Genomic DNA, 22,536 nt, shown 5'->3' on the forward strand with positions numbered 1-22,536 from the left:
CTACGGACGTTGAACATCCCCGCTACGCCAGACAGCCCCCTCTCCCCCTGGGAGAGGGGTGGGGTGAGGGTGCCTAGAGCAAAACCGTAACGTGGAAAACGGCGCAGCCTTTTCCACTGCCGGATCGAATACCCCGCTGGGCTTCGCTGCGCTCAACCCAACCTACGACGCTGGCGCTAGCAGAAGCCCCGCGGGTGATCCCGGCGGGGCTTTTTCATTGGGCGGGCGTTCGGTAGCGCGTGGATAAGGCTGCGCCGTTATCCACCCTACGGACGTTGAACATCCCCGCTACGCCAGACAGCCCCCTCTCCCCCTGGTAGAGGGTTGGGGTGAGGGTGCCTTGAGCGAGACTGTAGCGTGGAAAACGGCGCAGCCTTTTCCACTGCCGGATCGAACACTCCGTTGGGCTTCGCTGCGCTCAACCCAACCTACGACGAGGCCCCGTAGGTTGGGTTGAGCACAGCGAAGCCCAACAGCCCTCCCCTCAAGCCCCGGACGGCACGCCCTGGTCGCGATCACCACGCAGGCTGCTGTGGGCGGCCTGACATATCTCGCGCAGGCCGCTCTTCAGGCCCTCTTCGAGGGTGGGGTGGTAGAAGGGCATGTCGAGCAGCGAACTGGCGGTCTCGCCGTGGATCAGCGCCAGCACCAGCAGATGGCCGATATGGTCCATGCCCGGTCCGACCATGGCCGCGCCGGTCAGCTTGCCGGTGCCCGGTTCGGCATAGAAGCGGGCGATACCCTGGTTGCGCGCCTCGACCCGGGCGCGGCCCTGGTCGTGGTAAGAAGAGGTGCCGATCAGGCTACCCTGGTCGGGCGGACTGCCCAGCACCGCCACCGGTGGATCGGTGAAGATCAGCGAAAACAGCGGCGATCTCGGGGTCGGTCGGACCTCGGGATAGCAGGCCGCATTGTGCCCGGCGATAGCGCCCTCATCGGAGGCCTCGTGGAGGATCGGCCGGTCATGGTCGGCATCGCCGGCGATAAAGATCGACGAAGTGCCGCACTGCATCGTCTCGGGGTCGTAGAGCGGGGTGCCATGGTCGTCCAGCTCGATGCCGGTGGTCTCCAGCCCCAGGCCCTTCAGCCGCGGCGGTCGCCCGGCGGCCACCAGCACGTAGTCGAAAGCGCCCTCGCCGCTCGCGGCGCCGGACCAGGATAGCCGCACGCCCTCGCCTTCGCGCCGGGCATCCACCTCGACGTTCAGCAGCAGGGTCAGGTCCTGTTCCAGGATCTTGCGCAGCTCGGCCTTGACCTCCAGGTCCTCCAGCGCGCCCAGGCCATCGTCCTGGCCGAACAGGGTGACGGCCACGCCGAGGCGAGCCATGGCCTGGGCCAGTTCCAGACCCACCGGACCGGTACCGATCACCGCCAGAGAGCGCGGCAGATCGGGCAGCTCGAAGATCGTCTCGTTGGTCAGCGCGCGCTCGCCGAGGGCGGCGAAGGGTTCCGGTACGAGGGGGTAGGAGCCAGTGGCGATGACCACACTCCGCGCCTTTATAGTCTTACCATTACTGAGTTGCAGGCGATCCGCCGCCACGAAGCGCGCCGTGGCCTGCTGGGCCACACCCTCGGGCAGCTTGGCGAAACCCTGCTTGGTGGCGGCGACGAAATGGTCGCGTTCGCGACGCACCCGCGCCATGACCGCCGCGCCATCGACGCTGACGCTACCCACGTCGATGCCGAAGGTAGCGGCGCGCTGGACGGCATGATGGGCTTCGCCGGCGACGATCAGCAGCTTGGAGGGCATGCAGCCCACGGCGGCGCAGGTGGTGCCGGCCCAGCGGTCGTCGATCAGCAGGGTACGCGCGCCCTGGCGCCGGGCGGCGCGTTCGGCGGCAAGGCCAGCGGTTCCGGCCCCGATCACAGCAACATCGCATTCGAGATCGGCAGCGGTGGAAGGGGTTACGGGATCACTCATCTCATCACCTGACGTTGCGGAGGATTAACCCGACTCGCGCCAGGGCTCTAGCAAGGGACCCTGAGCGGAGCGGTGGGGTTGCATCCCCAAGGCGTGATCCACTTCGACAAAAAACCGACAATTCTTGTCAGGGGCGTCAAATTCCATGCCACTCGTCACCTTATACTGGCGAACTGGAACCATTGGGGTGTCCTATCCTCAATTAGCCAACTTAAATGGACGCAGGGCATTCACATGGAACGTGACATCAGCAAGATTCCGCTCATCAACGATTGGTCCTACCTGATCGCCCTGGAGACCGGCCTGTTCACCCGGGGTGAACTCAGCGGTGCGGTGCTCAAGGCCCTCAACGACCAGGCCCGCCTGCTCTCCCGTCGCTACCTGGTGCAGAAGTCCAAGCTGGACGTGCGCAAGCTGTCGCCGGCCGAGACCGAGATCCTCGACACCCTCAGCGACACCGCCGCCAGCCTGCGTCGCCGCCAGCGGCTGCCGCACAACATCGTCAAGAGCCTTAGGGCCGGCGGCCTGATCGCCGCGGTCGAGCGCAGCGTCTGCGCCTCGGGCATCCTGCAGTGCCACAACGGTTTCTATGAAGACGGCCTGGAGCCGGGCGCCTTCGAGCAGATCGTCATGCGCCATCCCCATGAATTCGGCGATCACGCCCGCCAGAGCGCCGCTCTGTATTTCGCCCAGGAATCCTTCGCCCTGGAACAGTCGCAAGACGTGCACGAACAGCCGCTGCAGGCCAGCGCCTGATGAGCGAGGCGTACGCAACGACCGGGGCGGCCGGGAGGCCCCAGACCCCGCTTGGCTGCGTGCGCCTCGCCGCCCCCGTTCCTTCTTGCGGTACCGCTTTTCCGGAGTCCTGGCGCGTGACGCCCGCTTTCGCGCCGCTCAGCCCCCCATAGCGCCCCTGCCCTCGCCGGCCGACCGATCTCGCTGATCGCGTCGGCTGTCGCCCTTTCGTTGCCGGCCCTGTCGGCAGCGGCCTTTGCCTGCGCCCGTCTCACGACGGGCGTCCCTGCCGATGCCGTCTGCGTCGCCTTCCGCCTGGAGTTCGCTCCCGGGCGGCGGCCGCGGCATGGGCCACGGCTGCGAGGAGCAGACATGACTACCGCCCACGTTCCCCCGGGACGCAACAACTTCGATTTCCTCAGATTCGCCGCGGCGTCCACCGTGGTGATCGGCCACGGTTTCTGGCTCTCGGGCCACATCGGTGCCGAGCCGATCCTCAACTTCACCGGCTTCACCGACGCGGCCAGCATCGCCGTCTATGTGTTCTTCGTGATCAGTGGCTTCCTGATCACGGCGTCCTTCCAGCGCAGTCGCAATCCCCTGGATTTTCTGCTCAAGCGCGCCCTGCGGATCTTTCCGGCGCTGATCGTCTCGGTGCTGTTCTCGGTGCTGGTGGTGGGCTGGCTGGCCACCAGTCGCGAGACGAGCGCCTATTTCAGCGATCGCCAGACCCTGGGCTTCTTCAAGAACATCCTCCTGATGACGCGCTTCGAGCTGCCCGGCGTCTTCACCGGCAATCCCTTTCCCGACACGGTGAACGGCAGCTACTGGACCCTGCCCTACGAGGTGTTCATGTACCTGTCGCTGCTGATCATCGGCGTGCTGGGGCTGCTGACCCGCTCGGTGGTCATGGCCACCCTGGTGGTGCTGGTGCTGGGCAACTTCCTGCTGTTGCCGCAGATGGGCATCGCCAGCTTCGTGCTGCACAAGGTATTCAGCCTGGGCATGTTCTTTTTCGCCGGCGCCCTGCTGCAGCTCGCGGGACCGCGCATCCCTTGGCGCCTGGAGATCGCCCTGGCGCTCTGCCTGCTGTCGCTGGCGGCCATCGTCTGGCACATCCTGCCGGTGATCCACCTGGTGTCGCTGGCCTATGTGATCATCTACCTGGCCCAAGTGGAGGTACCACTGCTGCACGGCTTTGGCCGCTTCGGCGACTACTCCTACGGCCTCTACCTGTTCAACTTCCCGGTCCAGCAACTGCTCATGCACTGGTTTCCCGACAGCTTCTCGCTGCCGGGCTTCCTGCTGGTGAGCTATGTCCTGACCTTGGGTTTGGCGGTGCTCTCCTGGCACCTGATCGAGGCGCCGGCGCTGAGATTCAAGCCGCGGCGCCAGGCACCGGTGGCGCCGGCCTGAGCCCGGTTGGCCGATCGCCTCAGCCGAGGCGACCGGCCAGGGCGAAACCGGCCAGGGTCAGCAGCAGCGACCCCAGCACATGGACGGTCACGGTGAGCGCCGCCCAGCCCAGGCGGCCGCTCTGCAGCAGATTCACCACCTCGGCGGAAAAGGTCGAGAAGGTGGTGAAGCCGCCGCAGAAGCCGGTCACCAGCAGCAAGCGCCACTGGGCTTCCAACCCGGGATAACGGGAGAACAAGCCCAGGGCGAGGCCGATCACGAAGCCGCCCACCAGATTGACCAGCAGCGTGCCCAGGGGCAGTAGCGGAAACAGCGCATTGAGCCGCAGACCGACCCACCAGCGACAGGCGCTGCCCAGGGCACCGCCAAACATCACCGCGAACAGGGCATAGGGCATCTCAGACTCCTCTCAACGACGCCGGGCGGCCAGGAGCAAGACGGCAATGCCGGCGAGGGCGGACAACAGCGACCCCAGCAGCACGCCGATCTTAACCTCATCGACCAGGAAGGGCGCCCCCGGAAAGGCCAGGGCGCCAATGAACAGACTCATGGTAAAGCCAATGCCACAGAGCAGCGCCACGCCATAGAGCTGCAGCCAGCTGGCGCCTTCCGGCAGCCGCGCCAGGCCGCTGCGGATGGCCAGCACCGCCATGAGGGAAATCCCGATCTGCTTGCCAAGGAACAGCCCCAGAGTCACGCCCAAGGGCACCGGATCCAGCAAATTGGCGGGCGACATCCCGGCCAGGGAGACCCCGGCATTGGCGAAGCCGAACAGGGGCACGATCAGGAAGGCCACCCAGGGATGCAGCGCGGACTCCAGCCGGAGCAGCGGCGAGGCGTCGTCGGCCTCGGTGTCGCCCAGGGGAATGAACAGCGCCAGGATCACCCCGGCCAGGGTCGCGTGGATGCCCGAGCGCAGCATGCAGAACCACAGCAGCGCGCCCACCAGCAGATAGGGCAGCAGCGCGGTGACCTTGAGGCGATTGAGCACGAACAACACGGCCACCAGACCGGCCGCGGCCAGCAGCATGCTGCTGGAGAGGTCGCTGGTGTAGAACAGCGCGATGATCACCACGGCGCCGAGGTCATCGAGGATCGCCAGGGCTGAGAGAAACACCTTGAGCGACGCCGGCACCCGCGAGCCCAGCAGCGACAGCACGCCCAGGGCGAAGGCGATGTCGGTGGCGGCGGGAATTGCCCAGCCCGAGAGGGTCTGGGGATTGTGGCGATTGACCAGGGCATAGAGCAGCGCCGGTACCAGCATGCCACCGAGCGCAGCGAGGCCCGGCAGGGCGCGATCGCCCCAGCTGGCGAGTTGGCCGACCGCCATCTCGCGTTTGATTTCCAGTCCCACCAGCAGGAAGAAGATGGCCATCAGGCCGTCGTTGATCCAGTGGCCGAGGGACAGCCCTCCGATGTACCAGTGCAGACTGGCGAAGTAGCCGTCGGCCAGCGGCGAGTTGGCGACGATCAGGGCGATGGCCGCGGCCACCATCAACACGATGCCGCCGGCCGCTTCGGCCGCGCAGAAGCGATTGAGAAAGGCCAGGGCCTTGGCGGGAGAAAGGGGGGCGTTCATGGGCAGCCGTACTCCGCGCGGCGGCCCGACCTGCGCTCGATTCAACCTGTCCTACCGCGAGGTTGCGGCGACACCCAGCCGATAATCCTACTATGGCAACCCGGTGGTCGCAGCAGAAAATCTCCCCAGGGCGCGGCCGCTCTGCGTCGCCGCCTGGCCTCTTGCGGTGGCGGCCGGCGGTCTTCGCCGGTATTGCCAGGGCTCGGTACAGGGTGGACCATCAGCGCCCTCGTTCTGCCCAGCAGCTGCTTGCCCATGTCCCAGGAACCCCTTACGCCGTCCTCTTCCCTCTTCGCCCGTCTGGTCCAGGGCCTGCGCGCCTTCTGGCCAGCGCCCTTGCCCATCGACGGTCGCGAACGCCTGCGCGCCAGCCTGGGCGCCGGTCTCGGCATCCTGCTAGCCGCGCTGCTCGCTGCCTGGTGGCTGGAGGGCCAGCCGGTGCATCAGCACGGCGCCCTGGCGCTGGCGCTGGTAGCGCCGCTGGGCGCCAGCGCCGTATTGGTGTTCGCCCTGCCCTCCAGTCCGCTGGCGCAGCCCTGGTCGGTGGTGGGCGGCAACACCCTGTCGGCGCTGATCGGCATCGCCTGCGCCCTGTGGATTCCCGAAGCCAACCTAGCCGCCGCGCTGGCGGTCGCCCTGGCCATCGCCGCCATGTTCACCCTGCGCTGCCTGCATCCGCCGGGTGGCGCCTCGGCGCTGCTGATGGTTCTCATCGGCGCCCAGGACTTCAGCTATGCCTGGAGTCCGGTGGCGCTGGATTCGCTGCTGCTGGTGAGCGCCGGCCTGCTCTACAACAACCTGACCCGCCGCCCCTGGCCCCATGTGCCACGCCCGGCCGAGCCGAGCGGCGAGACGCGCCTGCAGCGCGCCGACCTCGACGCCGTGCTGGCGCGCTACAACCAGGTGCTGGACATCAGCCGCGACGACCTCGCCGAATTGCTCGAACAGGTGGAGGCGCGCGCCTACCAGCGCAAGATGGGCGAGCTGCGCTGCGCCGACGTCATGAGCCACGAACCGGTGACCGCCCGTGCCGAGATGCCGCTGCAGGAAGCCTGGGCGCTGATGCGCGCCCGCCGCATCAAGGCGCTGCCGGTGGTGGATCGCCAGGGCCATCTGCTGGGCATCGTCACCGTCGCCGACTTCATGCGGCAGATCGACCTGGACGTCCACGAGGGCCTCGGCTGGCGCCTGAGATCGCTGGTCCGCCCGCGCACCCGCCAGGAGGAAAACAGCGTCGGCCGAATCATGACCCGCACCGTGCGGGTGGCCAGCGCCGATCGCCTGCTGATCGACCTGGTGCCGGTGTTTTCCGAGAACGGCCACCGCCACATCCCCATCATCGACGGCTCGCGCCGCCTGGTGGGCATCATCACCCAGTCGGATCTGATCCGGGCGCTGTACCAGGCGGTGCGGGCCTAGGGCTCATACCTGGAAGCGATTCACCAGCCCCTGCAGGTCCACCGCCAGCCGTGACAGCTCCTGGCTGGCGGCGTTGGTCTGGCGGGCACCGTCGGCGGACTGGATGGCGAGATCGCGAATGTTGACCAGGTTGCGGTCCACTTCCCGGGCCACCTGCGCCTGCTCTTCGGCCGCACTGGCGATCACCAGGTTGCGCTCGTACATCTCGCCGATGCGGCTGTTGATCTCGTCCAGCGCCACCCCCGCCGTTTCCGCCAGGGCACGCGTGGCCTGGGCCCGCTGGCTGCTGCTGTGCATCGACCCCAGGGCCTGACTGGCACCGCTGCGCATGCCGGAAACCATCTGTTCGATTTCCAGGGTGGACTGCTGGGTACGGCTGGCCAACGCGCGCACCTCGTCGGCGACCACGGCGAAACCGCGACCGGCCTCGCCGGCCCGAGCCGCCTCGATGGCCGCATTGAGTGCCAGCAGATTGGTCTGTTCGGCGATGGCGCGAATGACGTCGAGCACCTTGCCGATGTCCTGGGACTGCTCAGCGAGCCGCTGGACCAGCGTCCCGGTGGCCGAGACCTCGTCAGACAAGGCGGCGATGGCGCCCAGGGTGTCGGCGACCCGGGTCTGGCCCTGCTGTGCGGCCTGGCTGGAGGCCCGCGAGGCTTCGGAGGTGGAGACGGCGTTGCGCGCCACCTCGTCCACCGCGGTGCTCATCTCGGTAACGGCCGTGGCGGCCTGTTCAAGCTCATCGTTCTGCTGCTGCAGGCCTTGGCCAGCGGCCTCGGTGACCGCATTGAGTTCTTCGGCGGCGGTCGCCAGTTGGGTGGAGGAGCCGGCGATACGCGAGAGGGTCTCGCGCAGTTGCGCCTGCATCTGCTGCAGGGCGCGCTGCAATTCGCTCACCTCGTCACGGCCTTGCACGGCCAGGGTCTGCGTCAGGTCGCCTTGGGCGACGCGGCGGGCGGCCAGCAGTGCCTCGCGCAGCGGCCCGACGATGCTGCGGGTCAGCAGCCAGGCCATGAGCACCGTGGCCAAGGCGGCCAGGGTGATCACCGCGATGACGATCAGCCGTGAGGCGTCGTAGCGGTCCGCCGAGATCTTGCCGTCGCGCTCGATGCCCTCGGCATAGAAGTCGCCCAACTCACCCAGTTGCTTGCCGGTGCCGTCCACCACCGGTTTCATGTCCACCAGCGTCAGCTTGTTGAGTGCGGCGGTATCGCCACGGCGGGCCAGGGCGAAGGACTCGGTCATACCCTGCTGATAGGTGGCGAAATCGCGCTTGAAGAGGTCCCAGCGCTGATGTTCCTCGGGAGTATCGACAAAGACCTCATAGGTCCTGATGCCGTCCATGAGGACCTTGTTACGCGCCTCGTACTGGCCGACATAGGTATCGATGTTGCGTGGGTCCGGATCCAGCGCCAGGCGCAGGGAAATGGTACGGATGCGCAGCATGTTCTCGCGAATGGCGTCTACCGCGCGGATGCTGGGCACCCAGTCACGCTCCGTCACCACCTGACGTTCGCGGATACCCGCCATCTGCGCCAGGGAAAACAGCCCGAGAAAAGCCACCATCAGGGCGATCAGCCCAAAGCCCAGGGCGGCGCGGGGCGCGATGTTGCAGTTGCGTAACAGCATGGAAGTCTCCGTGGCCTCTGGCCCTGTTGTTGTCAGACAACAGATATCGGCCGTCACCCGCTGGCCTTGAGCACAACGGCCGCAGCGAACCTCGCCGCGTTTTCGCCGTCTCAAAGGCACTGTCGCCCATTCCGGGCGACCTGCCAGGAATGTTCGGATGAAAACCGGTCCCTCTCGCGCCTCCTCGTTCTCCGCGCCTCGTGCGCTGCTCGCCAGCCTGGTCCTGGGCGGCGGTCTGCTGCTCGCGGGCTGCGCCGGCAACCCGCCGACCGCGCAGATGGCCGTGACCCAGTCGGCCGTCAACGAAGCCGTGAGCGGCGGCGGCAACCAGTTCGCCCCCATCGAGACCAAGTCGGCCCAGGACAAGTGGACCCAGGCCCAGGCGGCCCTGTCCAACGAGAAGTACGACGAAGCCAAGCAACTGGCCGAGCAGGCCGAGTGGGATGCCCGCCTGGCGACCCGCAAGACCCAGGCCGCCAAGGCCCAGGCGGCGCTGCAGGATGCTCAGAACAGCATCCAGCAGATCCGTGAGGAAGGTCAGATCAACCTCCAGCTGCAACAGAATCTACAGAAAAAGGTGCAGCAGTAAGGCTGCCCGCTCTCTTGAAGGACGAAACCATGCGTAAACGTTTTCTGCTCCCGCTGATGTCGGCGCTGACCCTGACCCTGGCCGCCTGCGCCACCCCGCCCAACCCCAATCTGGAAAAGGCGCGCAACGACTACGCCGCCCTCGAATCCCAGCCCCAGGCCACCCAGCTGGCGGCACTGGAAACCAAGGATGCCGGCACCTGGCTGGCCAAGACCGACAAGGCCTACAAGGACGGTGAGAACGAGCGCACCGTCGATCAGCTGGCCTACCTGACCCAGCAACGCATCCAGACCGCCATGCAGACCATCAAGCTGCGCATGGCCGAAGCCGAGCTGAAGAAGGTCGACGCCGAACGCGGCGAAGCCCGCCTGAACACCCGCACCCAGCAGCTGCAGCAACTGCAGAAGGCGATCAAGTAAGGTCCAGGGCGCAGGTCCCTCTCGGGAATCCTGCGCCCCCTGCCGTGGTCCTCTACTGACCCGCGAGCGTCCTGCTCGCCACAGTCCGGAGGATCTCTCATGCACGCCATACGCCTACGCAAACCCGGTGGTCTGGACCAGCTGGAAGCCTGTGAACTGCCTGATCCCGGGCAGCCGGGGGCTGGCGACATCCGGGTGCGGATCAAGGCCAGCTCGCTGAATTTCCATGACCTGGGCGTGGTGCTGGGCAAGATGCCGACCGCTGATGGGCGCATTCCCATGTCCGATGGTGCCGGGGTGATCGAGGCCGTGGGCGCGGGGGTCAGCGAATTCGCCGTGGGCGATCATGTGGTCTCGACCTTCTTTCCCCACTGGCTGGACGGCGAGCCGACCATCGACGATTTCTCCACCACCCCGGGCGATGGCGTCGACGGCTTCGCCTGCGAGGTGGTGGTGCGTCCGGCCACGGCCTTCACCCGCGCGCCCAAGGGCTACAGCCATGCCGAGGCGGCGACCCTGACCACCGCCGGACTCACCGCCTGGCGCGCGCTGGTGGTGGACGGCGGCCTCAAGGCCGGTGACAGCGTGCTGGTCATGGGTACCGGCGGCGTCTCGATCTTCGCCCTGCAGATGGCCAAGGCCATGGGTGCCACGGTGATCGCCACCTCCTCGTCGGACGAGAAGCTGCAGCGCGCCTATGCCCTGGGCGCCGATCACCTGATCAATTACCGTGACGAGCCGGAATGGGGCGCCAAGGTGCAGGCCATCACCGGCGGTCGTGGCGTCGACATCGTGGTGGAAGTGGGCGGCCCGGCGACCCTGGCGCAGTCGATCCAGGCCGCGCGTATCCATGGTCACCTGGCGTTGATCGGGGTGCTCACCGGCGTCGAGGGGCAGGTCCCCACGGCCAACCTGATGCGTCGCCACCAGCGGCTGCAGGGGCTGATCGTCGGCAGCCGCCGCCAGCAGCAGGAAATGATCCAGGCGCTGGAAGGCAACGGGATTAAGCCGGTGATCGACCGCAGTTATCCGCTGGACGAGATCGCCGCGGCCTTCGCCTTCCAGAAGGACGGCAGCCACTTCGGCAAGATCGTCCTAGAGTTCTGACAATGGTCAGACGAAAGCCGGACTGACGCCGGCAAGGCTCTGCTAGACTTCCGGAATCGTCTCATCGCGTTCCGGAAGTCTCGATGACCTCGCCCGACCCCCTCCCCTATCTTGTCGTCATCGAAGACAACAGCCTGCTCGCCGAGCTGCTGAGTAATCACCTCGAAGACCGCCTGAGCTGGACCTGCCTGCAGTTCGACAATGCCGACGACGCCCTGGTGCATCTGCTCCAGCAGCAGCAGGCCCCGGGGCTGGTGATCACCGATCACCTGATGCCTGGCCAGCTGCGCGGTGGTGAACTGGCGGAGATGCTGCTCCAGCGCTGGCCCGCGCTGCCCATGGTCATCACCTCGGGCTATGGCTACGAGATCACCACAGCGCTGCCGGACCAGGTGATCTTCCTGCAGAAGCCCTGGACGCTGGACGAGGTGGATTCAGCGGTGCGCCTGGCGCGGGCGCGGCAGGCGGCGGATTAGATACCCAGCTGGCCACAGGCCCTAAGCAACTGGTCGATGGTCCAGGGCTTGGGCAGGAACAGCGCCTTGTCCTCACGCTCCGCGTATTGCTGGCCGGTATAGCCGGACGATACGAGGATAGGCAGCTGTGGAAAGCGCTGGCGTACCTGTTTCGCCAGGGCGAGGCCGTCCAGCCGACCAGGCATGCGCACGTCGGTGAACAGGAGATCGGGCGTCAGGGAATCGGACTCGAGCCAGCCCCAGGCGGCATCGGCGGTATCGAATGACTGGACGGCATAACCTTCCATCTCGAATACCTCCGTCGCCAACGATCTCAGCACCGGATCGTCCTCGACGACCAGCACGGTGGTAACAGCAGCAGAAGAAACTACATCGGTCATGGCAACGCTACTTCATTAGTACGACTAAATAGACCGAAAATATTCGAATTGGATCACAACGCTCGGATGGGCGGCTGGCCGCCGGGTGTCGGCACTTGTCTGATGCCGTAACAGCTACTTAATTCCCTGCCTGTCGGAAAAAGGTGCTGGCAGATCGCTAGCCACCGCCCAACTCTCTTACTCTAAGGTTCTCGCTGGACGTCACCGCCGTCCGCTTCCGCCGCCCTCGTGTTCGAACGACCTCATGGCTGAATCCGCTCTCTCCCACGCTGAACTCCAGGCCGAAGTCCGCCGCCTCCGTGCCGCGCTCGATCAATGCACGGCGCTGCCACCCCAGGATGCCCAGCGGCGCCTGGCGATCTTCGATGGCGCCATCGATTTCGCCATGATCGTGCTCGATTCGGCCGGGGTGATCACCGACTGGAACACCGGCGCCGAACGCCTGCTGGGCTGGACCGCTGGGGAGATTCGCGGCGCACCGGCGGAGCGCTTCTTCACCCCGGAAGACAATCAGACCGGCCGGGCCGCATTGGAAATGCGGCTGGCCCTGCGGGACGGACGTGCCGAGGACGAGCGCTGGCACCTGCACCGCAACGGCACCCGCTTCTGGGCGAGCGGCGAGATGCATCCGCTGCACGATGACGCCGGCACCCATACCGGCTTCGTCAAGATCCTGCGCGACCGCACGTCCCAGCACCTGGCCGGCCAGGCCCTGCGCGACAGCCAGCAACACGTCGGCGAGGTGCAGCAGCAACTGGCAGAGAGCGAGCGCTATTGGCGCGGCCTGTTCGAGCAACTGGACGAGGGCTTCATCCTTGGCACCATCCTGCGCGATGACCAGGGCCGCGGCCGGGACTGGCGCTACGACCAGGTCAACCGTGCCTGGTGCGCGCACTTTGGCTTGAGTGCGCAACAGGCGATGGGTCAGACCGCGCGCACGCTGTTTCCCGATATTGAAGACCTCTGGGTGGAAGATTTCACCAAGGTGGTGGATACCGGCCAGTCGTTCAGCTACGTGCGGCAATTCCAGCACAACGGCCGCTGGTACGAAGGCCATGCGCACAAGGCTGGTCCGGACAGCTTTCTGGTGCTGTTCCTGGATGTCACCGAGCGCGAGCAGGCCGCCCAGGCCACCCGCGACGAAGAGCGCTATCGCAGGGCGCTGGCCGAACTCGGCGAAGGCTTCAGCCAGCTGGGCGACATCGAGGCCATCACCGAACTGGCCTGCGCCACCCTGGGTACCACCCTGGATGCTCACCTGGTGGGCTATGGCCTGGTGGACGCCGATGCCGAGACCATCACCGTGGGGCGCGACTGGACGATCCCGGGCGCCCGTAGCCTGATGGGCACCCTGAATTTTCGCGACTATGGCAGCTATAGCGAAGCCTTCAAGCGCGGCGAAACCGTGGTGATCGAGGATGTGCACGAAGACCGCCGCACCCGTGACAACCTCGCTGCCCTGCAACGCCTGGATACCCGCGCCCTCGTCAACATGCCGCTGTTCGAGCACGGCAACCTGGTGGCCCTGCTCTATGTCGGTTCCAGCCAACCGCGGCGCTGGACGCCGGCCGAGTTGCAATTCATCCGCGAGGTCGCCAATCGCACCCGCTCGGCGACGGCGCGGCTGACCGCGGAACGTGCCCTGCGCGACAGCGAACTTAATCTGCGCCTGGTGGCCGACACCTTGCCCTGCTTGATCGCCTTCGTCGATCGCGAACTGATCTATCGCTTCGCCAACGTCGAGGCACCCAAGTGGTTCAAGGACGCGCCGGAAAGCATCTTGGGCCGCAGCATGGCCGAGGTATTCGCGCCAGAGCTGTTCGCAGCCCGCCGCCCGGCCATCCAGGCCGCCCTGGACGGCACCCCGGCGCGGCTGGACCTGCCCTGGGCCTGGCCGGACGGTCGGCGGCGCATCGCCGACATCCACTACCGCCCACGGCGAGATGCACGTGGGGCGGTGGACGGCTTCTATGTATTCGCCCAGGACGTCACCATACAGCGCGACGCCCAGGCGCTGATCCAGGCACAGAATCTGACCCTGAGTCAGGAGGTCCAGGTGCGTACCGCCGAGCGCGATCGGCTTTGGGCGCTCAGCGAGGATCTGCTGCTCACCGCCGACTTCACCGGGCAGCTCCTGCGGGTGAGTCCGTCCTGGTCGCGCGGCCTGGGCTATTCCGAGGCCGAGTTGCTCAGCCGCCCTTACACCGAACTCATTCACCCCGACGATCTGCCGGGCGTGCTGATGGCGCTGGACGAACTGCGCCGCAGCGGGCTGCCGACCCGGGTGGAGAATCGGGTACAGGCGGCGAATGGCAGCTGGCGCTGGCTGACGTGGACACTGTCCCTGGACCTCGACCAGGAGCACCTCACCGGGGCCGGTCGTGACGTGACCCGGGAAAAGGAGGCCATGGAGACCCAGGCCGTGCTGGAAGAGCAGTTGCGCCAGTCGCAAAAGATGGAAGCGGTCGGCCAACTCACCGGCGGCCTGGCCCACGACTTCAACAACCTGCTCGCCGGCATCGTCGGCAGTCTGGACATGCTCACGGTACGCATCGGCCAGGGCCGGCTGAACAATCTCGAGCGCTACACCACCGCCGCCCAGGGCGCCGCTATCCGCGCCGCCGCCCTGACCCACCGGCTGCTGGCCTTTTCCCGGCGGCAGACGCTGGATCCCAAGCCCACCGACGTCAATCGGCTGGTGGCTGGCATGGAAGACCTGATCCGCCGCACGGTGGGTCCCGCGATCCAGATCGAGGTGGTGGCCAGCAGCGAGCTGTGGTTGACCCTGGTCGATCCGCCGCAGCTGGAAAATGCCCTGCTCAACCTCTGCATCAATGCCCGCGACGCCATGCCCGAGGGTGGTCGCATCTTCATCGAGACCGCCAATCGGGCGCTGGATGCGCGCATGGCCCGGGTCCGCGACCTGGAGCCGGGCGAGTACATCGCCCTCTCGGTGACCGACAACGGCTGCGGCATGCCGCCCGAGGTCATCGCCAAGGCCTTCGATCCCTTCTTCACCACCAAGCCGATCGGGGTCGGCACCGGCCTCGGCCTGTCGATGATCTACGGCTTCGTGCGCCAGTCCGGCGGGCAGGCGCGCATCCATTCCCAGGTCAATCAGGGCACCAGCGTCACCCTCTTCCTGCCGCGCCATCGCGAAGCGGCGGCTGGCGTCGATCTCGCCGCCAGCCAGCCGACCCTGCCGCGTCAGGGTCACGGCGAGACGGTGCTGGTGGTGGATGACGAACCCACGGTACGGATGCTGGTGGTGGAGGTGCTGGAAGAACTAGGCTACGCCGCTCTGGAAGCGGCGGATGCCAGCTCCGGGTTGCGCTTGCTGGAATCCGATGTGCGCATCGACTTGCTGATCAGCGACGTCGGCCTGCCCGGCGGCATGAACGGCCGGCAGATGGCCGACGCCGGCCGCCAGCGGCGTCCCGGACTCAAGGTGCTGTTCATCACCGGCTACGCCGAGAACGCCGTGGTCGGCAACGGCCATCTGGAGCCCGGCATGCACGTGATGACCAAGCCCTTCGCCATGGACGCCCTGGCGGTCCGCATCCGCGATCTGATCGAAGGGACCTGAGGGCCCTTCCGAGCGGATCTCCCCTCACCCCAGCCCTCTCCCGGAGGGAGAGGGGGCGGTTGGGAGGCGTAGGGTGGATAACGGCTTTAGCCTTATCCACGAATGGAGCCGGGGCTTGCCCCGTGGAAAACGCTGCGCGGTTTTCCACGCGACGGTGACGCGGCCAAGGCGCATGCGCCACAACCCGCACCAGGCTCGACCGTCCCCTCTCCCCTCGGGAGAGGGCTGGGTGAGGGCTGAGGTGCGCCACGGTATCTCCCTCGTTGGGCTTCGCTGCGCTCAACCTACGTGGCTGATCGACCGTAGCGTGGATAACGGCGCAGCCTTATCCACGAAGAGGTGAAGGTGCGCCCAGTGGAAAACGCTGCGCGGTTTTCCACGCTACGGTGACGCGGCGGTAGTGCACGAGCCACACGCGCGCCAGACTCGACCGCCCCCTCTCCCCCAGGGAGAGGGCTGGGGTGAGGGATGAGGTGCACCAGAATATCTCCCTCATTGGGCTTCGCTGCGCTCAACCTACGCGGCTGATCGACCGTAGGGTGGATGACAGCGCAGCCTTGTCTACGAATGGCGTGAAGGTGCGCCCCGTGGAAAACGCCGCGCGGTTTTCCACGCTACGGTGACGCGGCCAAGGCGCACGGGCCACAACCCGCACCAGACTCGACCGCCCCCTCTCCCCTTGGGAGAGGGCTGGGGTGAGGGCGCTCCAGCGCAGAGGTATCCCAGCTGTTGGGCTTCGCGGCGCTCAACCCAACCGACTTTCCGCCGGTATCCGCACCCAGCCTTCCATCAGGCGCCGGGCGCTGCGGCTCATGCTGGCCTTTTCCACCTGCCAGACACCGGCCACCTCGCGGGCCTGGGCGCCGACCGCCACGGTGCCGGCGGTGTGCCCCATGCGTACCTGGCGGCCCGCCAGGTCGCCGGTGACAGCGTTGACCAGGGTCCCGGGCAGCGCCGCGGCCACCGCCACGGCGACCGCGCCGGTGCCGGGGATGGCGTGGTGCAGCTTGCCCATGGAGATCATCCGCGCGATGACGTCGAGTTCCTCGGCCTGGACCTGCTTGCCCCCGGCCACCCGATAGGTCTGGGGCTCGGCGATCAGGCACAGCTTGGGCGTGTGCGGGCGCTCCGCCGTGGTCTGGGCGACTGTCGCGGCCAGGCCCATGGCCACCGCGCCCGCCGCGCGCAGGGCCTCCAGGCGCTCCAGCAGCGCCACATCGCCGTTGACCTGAGCCTGGGTCTCGGTACCACTGAGGCCCAGGGTCTCGGCCCGCACGAAGACGGTGGGATTGCCGGCATTGAGCAGGGTCACCGGCAGCCGGCCCAGCCCCGGGACGTCCAGTTCGTCAACGGCTCGCCCGGTGGGCAGCACGCTGCCATCGCTGCCCGCCGGATCGAGAAAATCGAGCACCACCTCGGCGGCCGGGAAGGCCACGCCGTCGAAGCGGAAATCCCCCTCCTCCTGCACCTCGCCATTTGCCATGGGGACGTGGGCGAGGATGCGCTTGCCGAGATTGGCCTGCCAGATGCGCACCCTGGCCAGGCCCTCGCGCGGCGCCTGGACCAGGCCCTCGCTGATGGCGAAGGGGCCGACGGCGGCGCTGAGATTGCCGCAGTTGCCCGACCAGTCGATCACCGGCATCTCGATGGCCGGGGCGCCGAACAGGTAGTCGACGTCACAGTCCGGGCGGCAGGAGGGCGCGATCACCACCACCTTGCTGGTGCTGGAGGTGGCCCCGCCCAGGCCGTCGATCTGCTTGCCGTAGGGATCGGGGCTGCCGATCACCCGCAGCAGCAGCGCATCGCGCGCCGGACCGGCCGGCGGCAGGTCGCGGGCATGAAAGAACACGCCCTTGCTGGAACCGCCACGCATGTAGACGGCGGGGATACGCAGTTGCGGCATCTTGGGTCTCCGTCAGGGTGCCTAGACGAGATAGCGACCGAACCAGCCCAGAGTACGGTCCCAGGCCAGCCGCGCGGCGGCTTCGTCGTAGCGCGGGGTGGAATCGTTGTGGAAACCATGGTTGGTGCCCGCATAGCGATGCACCTCATAGGTCTTGCCGGCCGCCTGGAGCGCCGCTTCGTAGGCCGCGGCGCCTTCGTTGATACGTGGATCGTTCTCGGCGTAATGGATCAGCAGGGGCGCCTTGATCGCGGCCACCTCCTCGGCGCGCGGCTGACGCCCATAGAAGGGCACTGCCGCAGCCAGCTCCGGGTAGGCCACGGCGGCCGCGTTGGCCACCCCGCCGCCGTAGCAGAAACCGGTGATGCCGACCTTGCCGGTGCTGAATTCGTGGCTCATCAGGGTTTCCACGGCGGCGAAGAAGTCGTTCATGAGCTTCTCGGGATCGACCTGCTGCTGCAGTTCGCGACCCTTGTCGTCGTTACCGGGATAGCCGCCCATGGCCGTCAGGCCATCCGGCGCCAGGGCCAGGTAACCGGCCTTGGCCAGGCGCCGGGCGACGTCTTCGATATAGGGATTGAGGCCGCGATTCTCATGGACCACTACCACCGCCGGCACCTTGCCACTGGCCTTGGCCGGGCGCACCAGATAGCCGCGGACCCGCCCATGGCCCTTGGGCGAGGGGTAGTAGACGTATTCGGCGACGATATCCGGATCGGTGAACTCGACCTGGGTGGCCAGGGCATAGTTGGGCGTCAGGGCCGCCAGGACCCCGGTGGCCGACAGGCCCAGCACCGCGGCGCAGGCGCCGGCGCGAGCGAGGAAGTCGCGACGGCTGATGCGACCATGCACATAGAAGTCATAGAGTTCGAGCAGTTCGGGCGAGAAATCCTTGGCGGTGAGGCGGGTCATCGCGGCGCTCCTCTGGCGGGAAACGGGGCATCCGGCGCGAATGGCCAGGCGCCTCGGTGGCTCCCGAGTGTGCCGCGTATCGTCTGACTATGCCACTGCCCGCCTCTAGCTGGAGGCCTGCAGTTCGTGCAGCACGGCGATCAGCGCCTCGAAGCTGACCGGCTTGTTCAGATGCCGGGCGAAACCCGCCGCCCGCGCCTTGTCGATATCCAGCCGGGTGCCATAGCCGGACAGCGCCACCGCCGGCGTGCCGACATTGCGATCGCCCGCCCGCACCTGGCGCAGGAATTCGTGGCCGTCCATCTCCGGCATGCCGATATCGGAAAGGATGACGTCGAAGTCGCGTTCCTGGGCCAGCGCCAGGCCGCCCTGGGAGTCGGTCGCGGTGGTGACCCGGACGCCCTCCTCTTCGAGCAGCAGTTGCAGGGTCTCGACGATATCGCGGGAATCGTCCACCAGCAGAATCCGCAACCCGGCGATGGACTGGTCATCCGCCCGCGCCTCGGGCGGATGGCGCCCTTCATCCTCGCACAGGGGCAACCAGACGCTGAAGCGCGCGCCCAGCCCAGGGCCTGCGGAATGGGCCTCGATGCGCCCGCCATGGGCTTCCACCAGTTGCTTGACCAGCGCCAGCCCGATCCCCAGGCCGTGCTGGGCGCGGGCGGTATATTTCATTTCCGCCTGACCGAACATGTCGAACACCCGCGGCAGGAAGTCCGGCGCTATGCCCTGGCCATTGTCGGTGACGTCCAACCGGGCCTCGCCCCCCTCCACCCCCAGACTGATCTCCACCCGGCCGCCCGCTGGGGTGAACTTGATGGCGTTGTTGAGCAGGTTCCAGACGATCTGGCCAACCCGGGTGACATCCGCCTGGACGTACAGCGGCGCCTCGGGCAGCCGTGAGCAACTGACCTGCACCTCGCCTGCCAGCGGGCGAATCACCTCGGCGATCTCGCGCAGCTGCTGGGCCAGGTCCAGACTCTGGCGCTCCAGCTTGAGCTTGCCGGTGCGGACACGCGACAGGTCGAGCAGGTCGTCGATGATCTGCGCCTGGCTGCGCACCGCGCGCTGGATGGCATCGGTGGCACGACGCGCCAGGGGCACGTCGCGCAGCACCGGTGAACGGGTCAGCAGCTCGCTGTTGAGCTGGATCAGATTGAGCGGGTGCTTGAGCTCATGGGACATGACCGCGAAGAACTCGTCCTTGAGCTGCCCCAGGGCGCGCTGCTGGGCCTGATGATTGGCCGTTTCGCTGGCCTGCATATGGTCGGCGGTGGCATCCCGGGCGATTTTAGCGAACCCCTGGCCACCGGAGACGCTGCTCATGCGACTGAGCACCCCAGCGCAGTAAAGTCGGCTGCCGTCCTTGCGTCTCAGCCAGCGTTCGTCCTGAGCGGCGCCCAACTCCCGGGCCTGACGCATCTCGGCTTCCGGCACCTGGGCCGCGATGTCTTCTGGGGTGAAGATCAGCCCTACCGGCTGGCCCAGGGCCTCGCGCTCGCTGTAGCCGAATAGCCGGGTGGCGCCCCCATTCCAGCTGTCGATGATGCCAGCGGCGTCCAGGGTGACGATGGCGTAATCCTGAATGGTCTGAGCCACCAGACGCATGTTTTCCTCGCCAGCGCGGGCACGATCCTGGGCCAGGCGTCGCTCGGTGATGTCGATGAAGGTCAGCACCGCGCCTTCGATGCGGTCTTCGGCGGTGCGATAAGGCAGCAGCCGCGCCAGATACCAGCGCTCGTCGTGGCTGCGGACTTCCCGCTCGATCTGTCCAAGAGATTCGAACACCTGATTAGCGTCGGTGGCCAGTTCGGGGTAGTCCAGCCGATTGGTGATATCGAGCAGCGAGCGGCCGGTATCGCTGACGATGATGTTGAAGATGCTGGCGGCGCGCGGGGTGAATCTCTTGATGCGCATACCGCGGTCGACGAACACCGTGGCGATGTCGGTGGAGGTGATGAGGTTCTGCAGATCGTCGTTGATCTTGCCGGTTTCCTCGATCTTGGACTTGAGCTCGTAGTTGACGGTGATCAGTTCTTCGTTGATCGACTGCAACTCTTCCTTGCTGGTCTCCAGTTCCTCGGTGGCCGAGCGCAACTCCTCGTTGATCGCCTGCAATTCCTCGTTGGAGGCCTTGAGCTCCTCGGTGGAGGTCTCGGATTGCTCGATGGTCAGTTGCAGTTGTTCCTTGGTGCGCTGCAGTTCGGCTTCCAGCTGGGTGAGGACGCTGTCCTTGGCCTCGGTGTGATCGCTGGTGGAGTCGGTGCTCATGACGTCTTCGACTTCGTCGAAGAGCACCAGCATGTAGTCGGTGCTGGTGTCGCTGTCACGGAACGGCCGCACCACCATGTTGATGTAGTAGCTGCGGTCGTCGCGCTGGATGTGCACGCGGCGCGCCTCGACGCTCTTGTTGCTCTGTAGCGCCTGGAACAGCGCGGTGCGCAGCTCCAGGCGCAACTCCTCCAGCACCAGCGCCGGCAGGTTGTAGCTGGGCTCACCACCGACATAGCGCAGGAAGCGTCCGGCCCGCTCGGACAGGTGCACAATGTTGGATTCGCGGTCGACGATGATGCTCGGCGGCGCGTACTGCTCCAGCACCCGCTGATGCACCTCGGCAAAGGACACCTTCTTGCGCCGACCGACCTGGTGCGGCGGCAGGCGCACGCTCTGGATACCTGGGTTGAGGTTGAGCAGCGGCGTTGGCCGTATCACGCTGGTGGTGTGCTTCGCCCGGTAGATACGGTTCTTCTTGTCGACGGTAGCGAACAGATTGCTCTGCACATCGGCCGATTCGGAACTGCCGAGGAACAGATAGCCCCCCGGCTTGAGGGCGAAATGGAAGGTGTGCAGGATCTCGGCCTGCACCTCGCGATCCAGGTAGATCAGCAGGTTGCGGCAACTGATGAGGTCGAGACGCGAGAACGGCGGATCGCTGAGCAGGTTGTGCTGGGCGAACAGCACCTTCTCGCGCAGCTCCTTTTTCACCCGGTACTGATTCTGCTCCTTGAGCAGGTGCTGGCGCAGGCGCGCGGGCGCGACGTCGGTGACGATGGAACCGGGATAGACACCATGGCGGGCCACCGCCAGGGCATGCTCATCGAGATCGGTGGCGAACACCTGTAGCCGCGCGGCGGACTGGCGCAATTCGGCCTGCTCGGTCAGCAGCATGGCCAGCGAATAGGCCTCTTCGCCACTGGAGCAGGCGGCGCTCCAGACACGTAATTCCTGGTCGTCCTCGGCGCCTTGGAGCTGCTCGAACAACTCCGGCATGACATCGCGCTCCAGGGCCTCGAAGGCCTCGCGATCGCGGAAGAAGTTGGTCACGCCGATGAGCATGTCCTTGAGCAGCGCTGGCGTTTCCTCAGGATGATCGTGGAGAAATCTGGCATAGGTGGGCATGTCGGCGATCGCGTTGACCTGCATGCGCCGCTCCACCCGACGCAGCACCGTGGCGGTCTTGTACTGCTTGAAGTTGTGCCCGGTGCGAGTGCGCAGCAGGGTGAGGATGTCGCGCAGCGCCAGCTGCATGGCCTTGCTGGACGGACCGGGCACCCGGGTTTCGAAGTCCAGCTGGCGCAGTTCGCCCTGGCTCAGGGTACTGATGGTGGCGGCCAGTTCCAGCAGCTTTTGCGGGATCTCCACCACGGGCAGGATGAAATCCACGGCGCCCGCGGCGATGGCGCTGCTGGGCATGGAATCGAATTCGGCGTCTTCCGGCGCCTGGGCCAGGGTCACCCCGCCCTGCTCCTTGACCCGCCCCAGGCCCACGGCACCATCGGCACCATTCCCCGAGAGGACGATGGCCACGGCATGAGTCCTGTGCACATCGGCCAGGGTGCGAAAGAACAGGTCCACCGCCACATGATCGCCCTGAGGGCGTTCCGACGGACTCAGACGCAGATAGCCATCGTTCATGGCCAGGTCATGGCCTGGCGGAATCACATAGATGTGCTCGGCCTGGATGGGCACCGGCTGGGTGACCTGCTGCACTGGCAACCGGGTGGCGCGCTGCAGGATCTGGTCCAGCGTGCTCTGGTGTTCCCGCGACAGGTGCATTACCACCACGAAGGCCATGCCACAGTCGGCCGGCAGGGCCTCGAAGAAGCGCAGCAGTGCCTGGATACCCCCGGCGGAAGCCCCGATCCCCACCACCGGAAACGGCAGATCACTAGGGGTCAGGTGCTTGGAGTTGTTGGGTCTGGCCACGTCCACCTGTTTGCTCATCTATCCGCCGTCTGAAAATCCGCAAAAATCGTGATCGCCGCGTCAGCACCGATTCCGCCAGGCCATCCGCCTTTTCGCGCGGAAGAGGCCTGCCGCCGGCCTGAGTATAACGAGCGCACGCCAGGAGGGCCGGCCTCATCCTGTCGCAGGAGGACGTAAATCGGGAAGGTACCGCCTAAATGGGACTGGCGAGTGCAGGGCAAGTGCGAGCGAAGCGCGGGAAAGCCTGGGGCGAGAGGAG

Annotated in this window: 15 protein-coding genes and 2 pseudogenes; 9 read left to right on the forward strand and 8 right to left on the reverse strand. The window is 66.6% G+C overall.

Going from position 1 to position 22,536, the window contains the following annotated elements; genetic code table 11:
• Positions 1–484: 484 nt before the first annotated feature.
• A complete protein-coding gene (locus tag FHR73_RS18255) occupies positions 485–1,921 on the reverse strand; it encodes a dihydrolipoyl dehydrogenase (protein ID WP_183633115.1) in 1,437 nt (478 codons plus the stop codon).
• 234 nt (positions 1,922–2,155) lie between these two features.
• On the opposite strand from FHR73_RS18255, the gene FHR73_RS18260 reads away from it, so the two are divergent.
• Together FHR73_RS18260 and FHR73_RS18265 are read left to right on the forward strand one after the other, a co-directional pair.
• Positions 2,156–2,677, forward strand: a complete 522-nt coding sequence (locus tag FHR73_RS18260; protein WP_183633116.1) for a hypothetical protein — start codon at positions 2,156–2,158, stop codon at positions 2,675–2,677.
• A 351-nt stretch (positions 2,678–3,028) separates the two neighbouring features.
• The gene (locus FHR73_RS18265) at positions 3,029–4,072 is read left to right on the forward strand and encodes an acyltransferase (protein WP_183633117.1); all 1,044 of its coding nucleotides are present in this window, start codon (positions 3,029–3,031) and stop codon (positions 4,070–4,072) included.
• A gap of 19 nt (positions 4,073–4,091) precedes the next feature.
• On the opposite strand, the gene crcB is transcribed toward FHR73_RS18265, so the two are convergent.
• Both crcB and nhaA read right to left on the reverse strand, forming a co-directional pair.
• Positions 4,092–4,469, reverse strand: a complete 378-nt coding sequence (crcB, locus tag FHR73_RS18270; protein WP_183633118.1) for a fluoride efflux transporter CrcB — start codon at positions 4,467–4,469, stop codon at positions 4,092–4,094.
• A gap of 12 nt (positions 4,470–4,481) precedes the next feature.
• Positions 4,482–5,651 (reverse strand): Na+/H+ antiporter NhaA, encoded by a 1,170-nt coding sequence (gene nhaA / locus FHR73_RS18275; protein WP_183633119.1) that lies wholly within the window; start codon positions 5,649–5,651, stop codon positions 4,482–4,484.
• Positions 5,652–5,906: 255 nt separating this feature from the next.
• Between nhaA and FHR73_RS18280 the strand changes: the two genes are divergently transcribed.
• Positions 5,907–7,070: an HPP family protein gene (locus tag FHR73_RS18280; RefSeq protein WP_183633120.1), complete on the forward strand. Its 1,164-nt coding sequence runs from the start codon at positions 5,907–5,909 to the stop codon at positions 7,068–7,070.
• 3 nt (positions 7,071–7,073) lie between these two features.
• Here FHR73_RS18280 and FHR73_RS18285 read toward each other — a convergent pair whose 3' ends face one another.
• Positions 7,074–8,699, reverse strand: coding sequence for a methyl-accepting chemotaxis protein (locus tag FHR73_RS18285; RefSeq protein WP_183633121.1), 1,626 nt, complete (start codon positions 8,697–8,699; stop codon positions 7,074–7,076).
• 157 nt (positions 8,700–8,856) lie between these two features.
• On the opposite strand from FHR73_RS18285, the gene FHR73_RS18290 reads away from it, so the two are divergent.
• The 4 genes and pseudogenes from FHR73_RS18290 to FHR73_RS18305 all read left to right on the forward strand — a co-directional run bounded on the left by FHR73_RS18290 (position 8,857) and on the right by FHR73_RS18305 (position 11,290).
• Positions 8,857–9,288: a DUF4398 domain-containing protein gene (locus FHR73_RS18290; RefSeq protein ID WP_183633122.1), complete on the forward strand. Its 432-nt coding sequence runs from the start codon at positions 8,857–8,859 to the stop codon at positions 9,286–9,288.
• 29 nt (positions 9,289–9,317) lie between these two features.
• Positions 9,318–9,701, forward strand: a pseudogene (locus FHR73_RS18295) (DUF4398 domain-containing protein); the annotation flags it as partial.
• Positions 9,702–9,806: 105 nt separating this feature from the next.
• Positions 9,807–10,814: an NAD(P)-dependent alcohol dehydrogenase gene (locus FHR73_RS18300; RefSeq protein ID WP_183633126.1), complete on the forward strand. Its 1,008-nt coding sequence runs from the start codon at positions 9,807–9,809 to the stop codon at positions 10,812–10,814.
• A gap of 83 nt (positions 10,815–10,897) precedes the next feature.
• Positions 10,898–11,290 carry a response regulator gene (locus FHR73_RS18305; RefSeq protein ID WP_183633128.1) on the forward strand — a complete coding sequence of 131 codons (393 nt, stop codon included), beginning with the start codon at positions 10,898–10,900 and terminating at the stop codon, positions 11,288–11,290.
• Here the strand turns inward: FHR73_RS18305 and FHR73_RS18310 are convergent.
• A complete protein-coding gene (locus FHR73_RS18310) occupies positions 11,287–11,670 on the reverse strand; it encodes a response regulator (protein WP_183633130.1) in 384 nt (127 codons plus the stop codon). The genes FHR73_RS18305 and FHR73_RS18310 overlap by 4 nt on opposite strands.
• A gap of 244 nt (positions 11,671–11,914) precedes the next feature.
• Here FHR73_RS18310 and FHR73_RS22900 point away from each other — a divergent pair.
• Both FHR73_RS22900 and FHR73_RS22905 read left to right on the forward strand, forming a co-directional pair.
• Positions 11,915–13,261, forward strand: a pseudogene (locus FHR73_RS22900) (PAS domain S-box protein); the annotation flags it as partial.
• Positions 13,244–15,256 (forward strand): PAS domain-containing protein, encoded by a 2,013-nt coding sequence (locus FHR73_RS22905; protein ID WP_409258700.1) that lies wholly within the window; start codon positions 13,244–13,246, stop codon positions 15,254–15,256. The pseudogene FHR73_RS22900 and the gene FHR73_RS22905, both read left to right, overlap by 18 nt.
• A gap of 745 nt (positions 15,257–16,001) precedes the next feature.
• Here the strand turns inward: FHR73_RS22905 and prpF are convergent.
• The 3 genes from prpF to FHR73_RS18330 all read right to left on the reverse strand — a co-directional run bounded on the left by prpF (position 16,002) and on the right by FHR73_RS18330 (position 22,295).
• Positions 16,002–17,159 (reverse strand): 2-methylaconitate cis-trans isomerase PrpF, encoded by a 1,158-nt coding sequence (gene prpF / locus FHR73_RS18320; RefSeq protein WP_183633134.1) that lies wholly within the window; start codon positions 17,157–17,159, stop codon positions 16,002–16,004.
• 21 nt (positions 17,160–17,180) lie between these two features.
• Positions 17,181–18,071 carry a YghX family hydrolase gene (yghX, locus tag FHR73_RS18325; protein WP_183633136.1) on the reverse strand — a complete coding sequence of 297 codons (891 nt, stop codon included), beginning with the start codon at positions 18,069–18,071 and terminating at the stop codon, positions 17,181–17,183.
• 105 nt (positions 18,072–18,176) lie between these two features.
• Positions 18,177–22,295: a CheR family methyltransferase gene (locus FHR73_RS18330; RefSeq protein WP_183633138.1), complete on the reverse strand. Its 4,119-nt coding sequence runs from the start codon at positions 22,293–22,295 to the stop codon at positions 18,177–18,179.
• Between the last annotated feature and the right edge of the window lie 241 nt (positions 22,296–22,536).

It is taken from the genome of Pseudomonas sp. AS2.8 (assembly GCF_014190935.1).
GTDB lineage: Bacteria > Pseudomonadota > Gammaproteobacteria > Pseudomonadales > Pseudomonadaceae > Chryseomonas.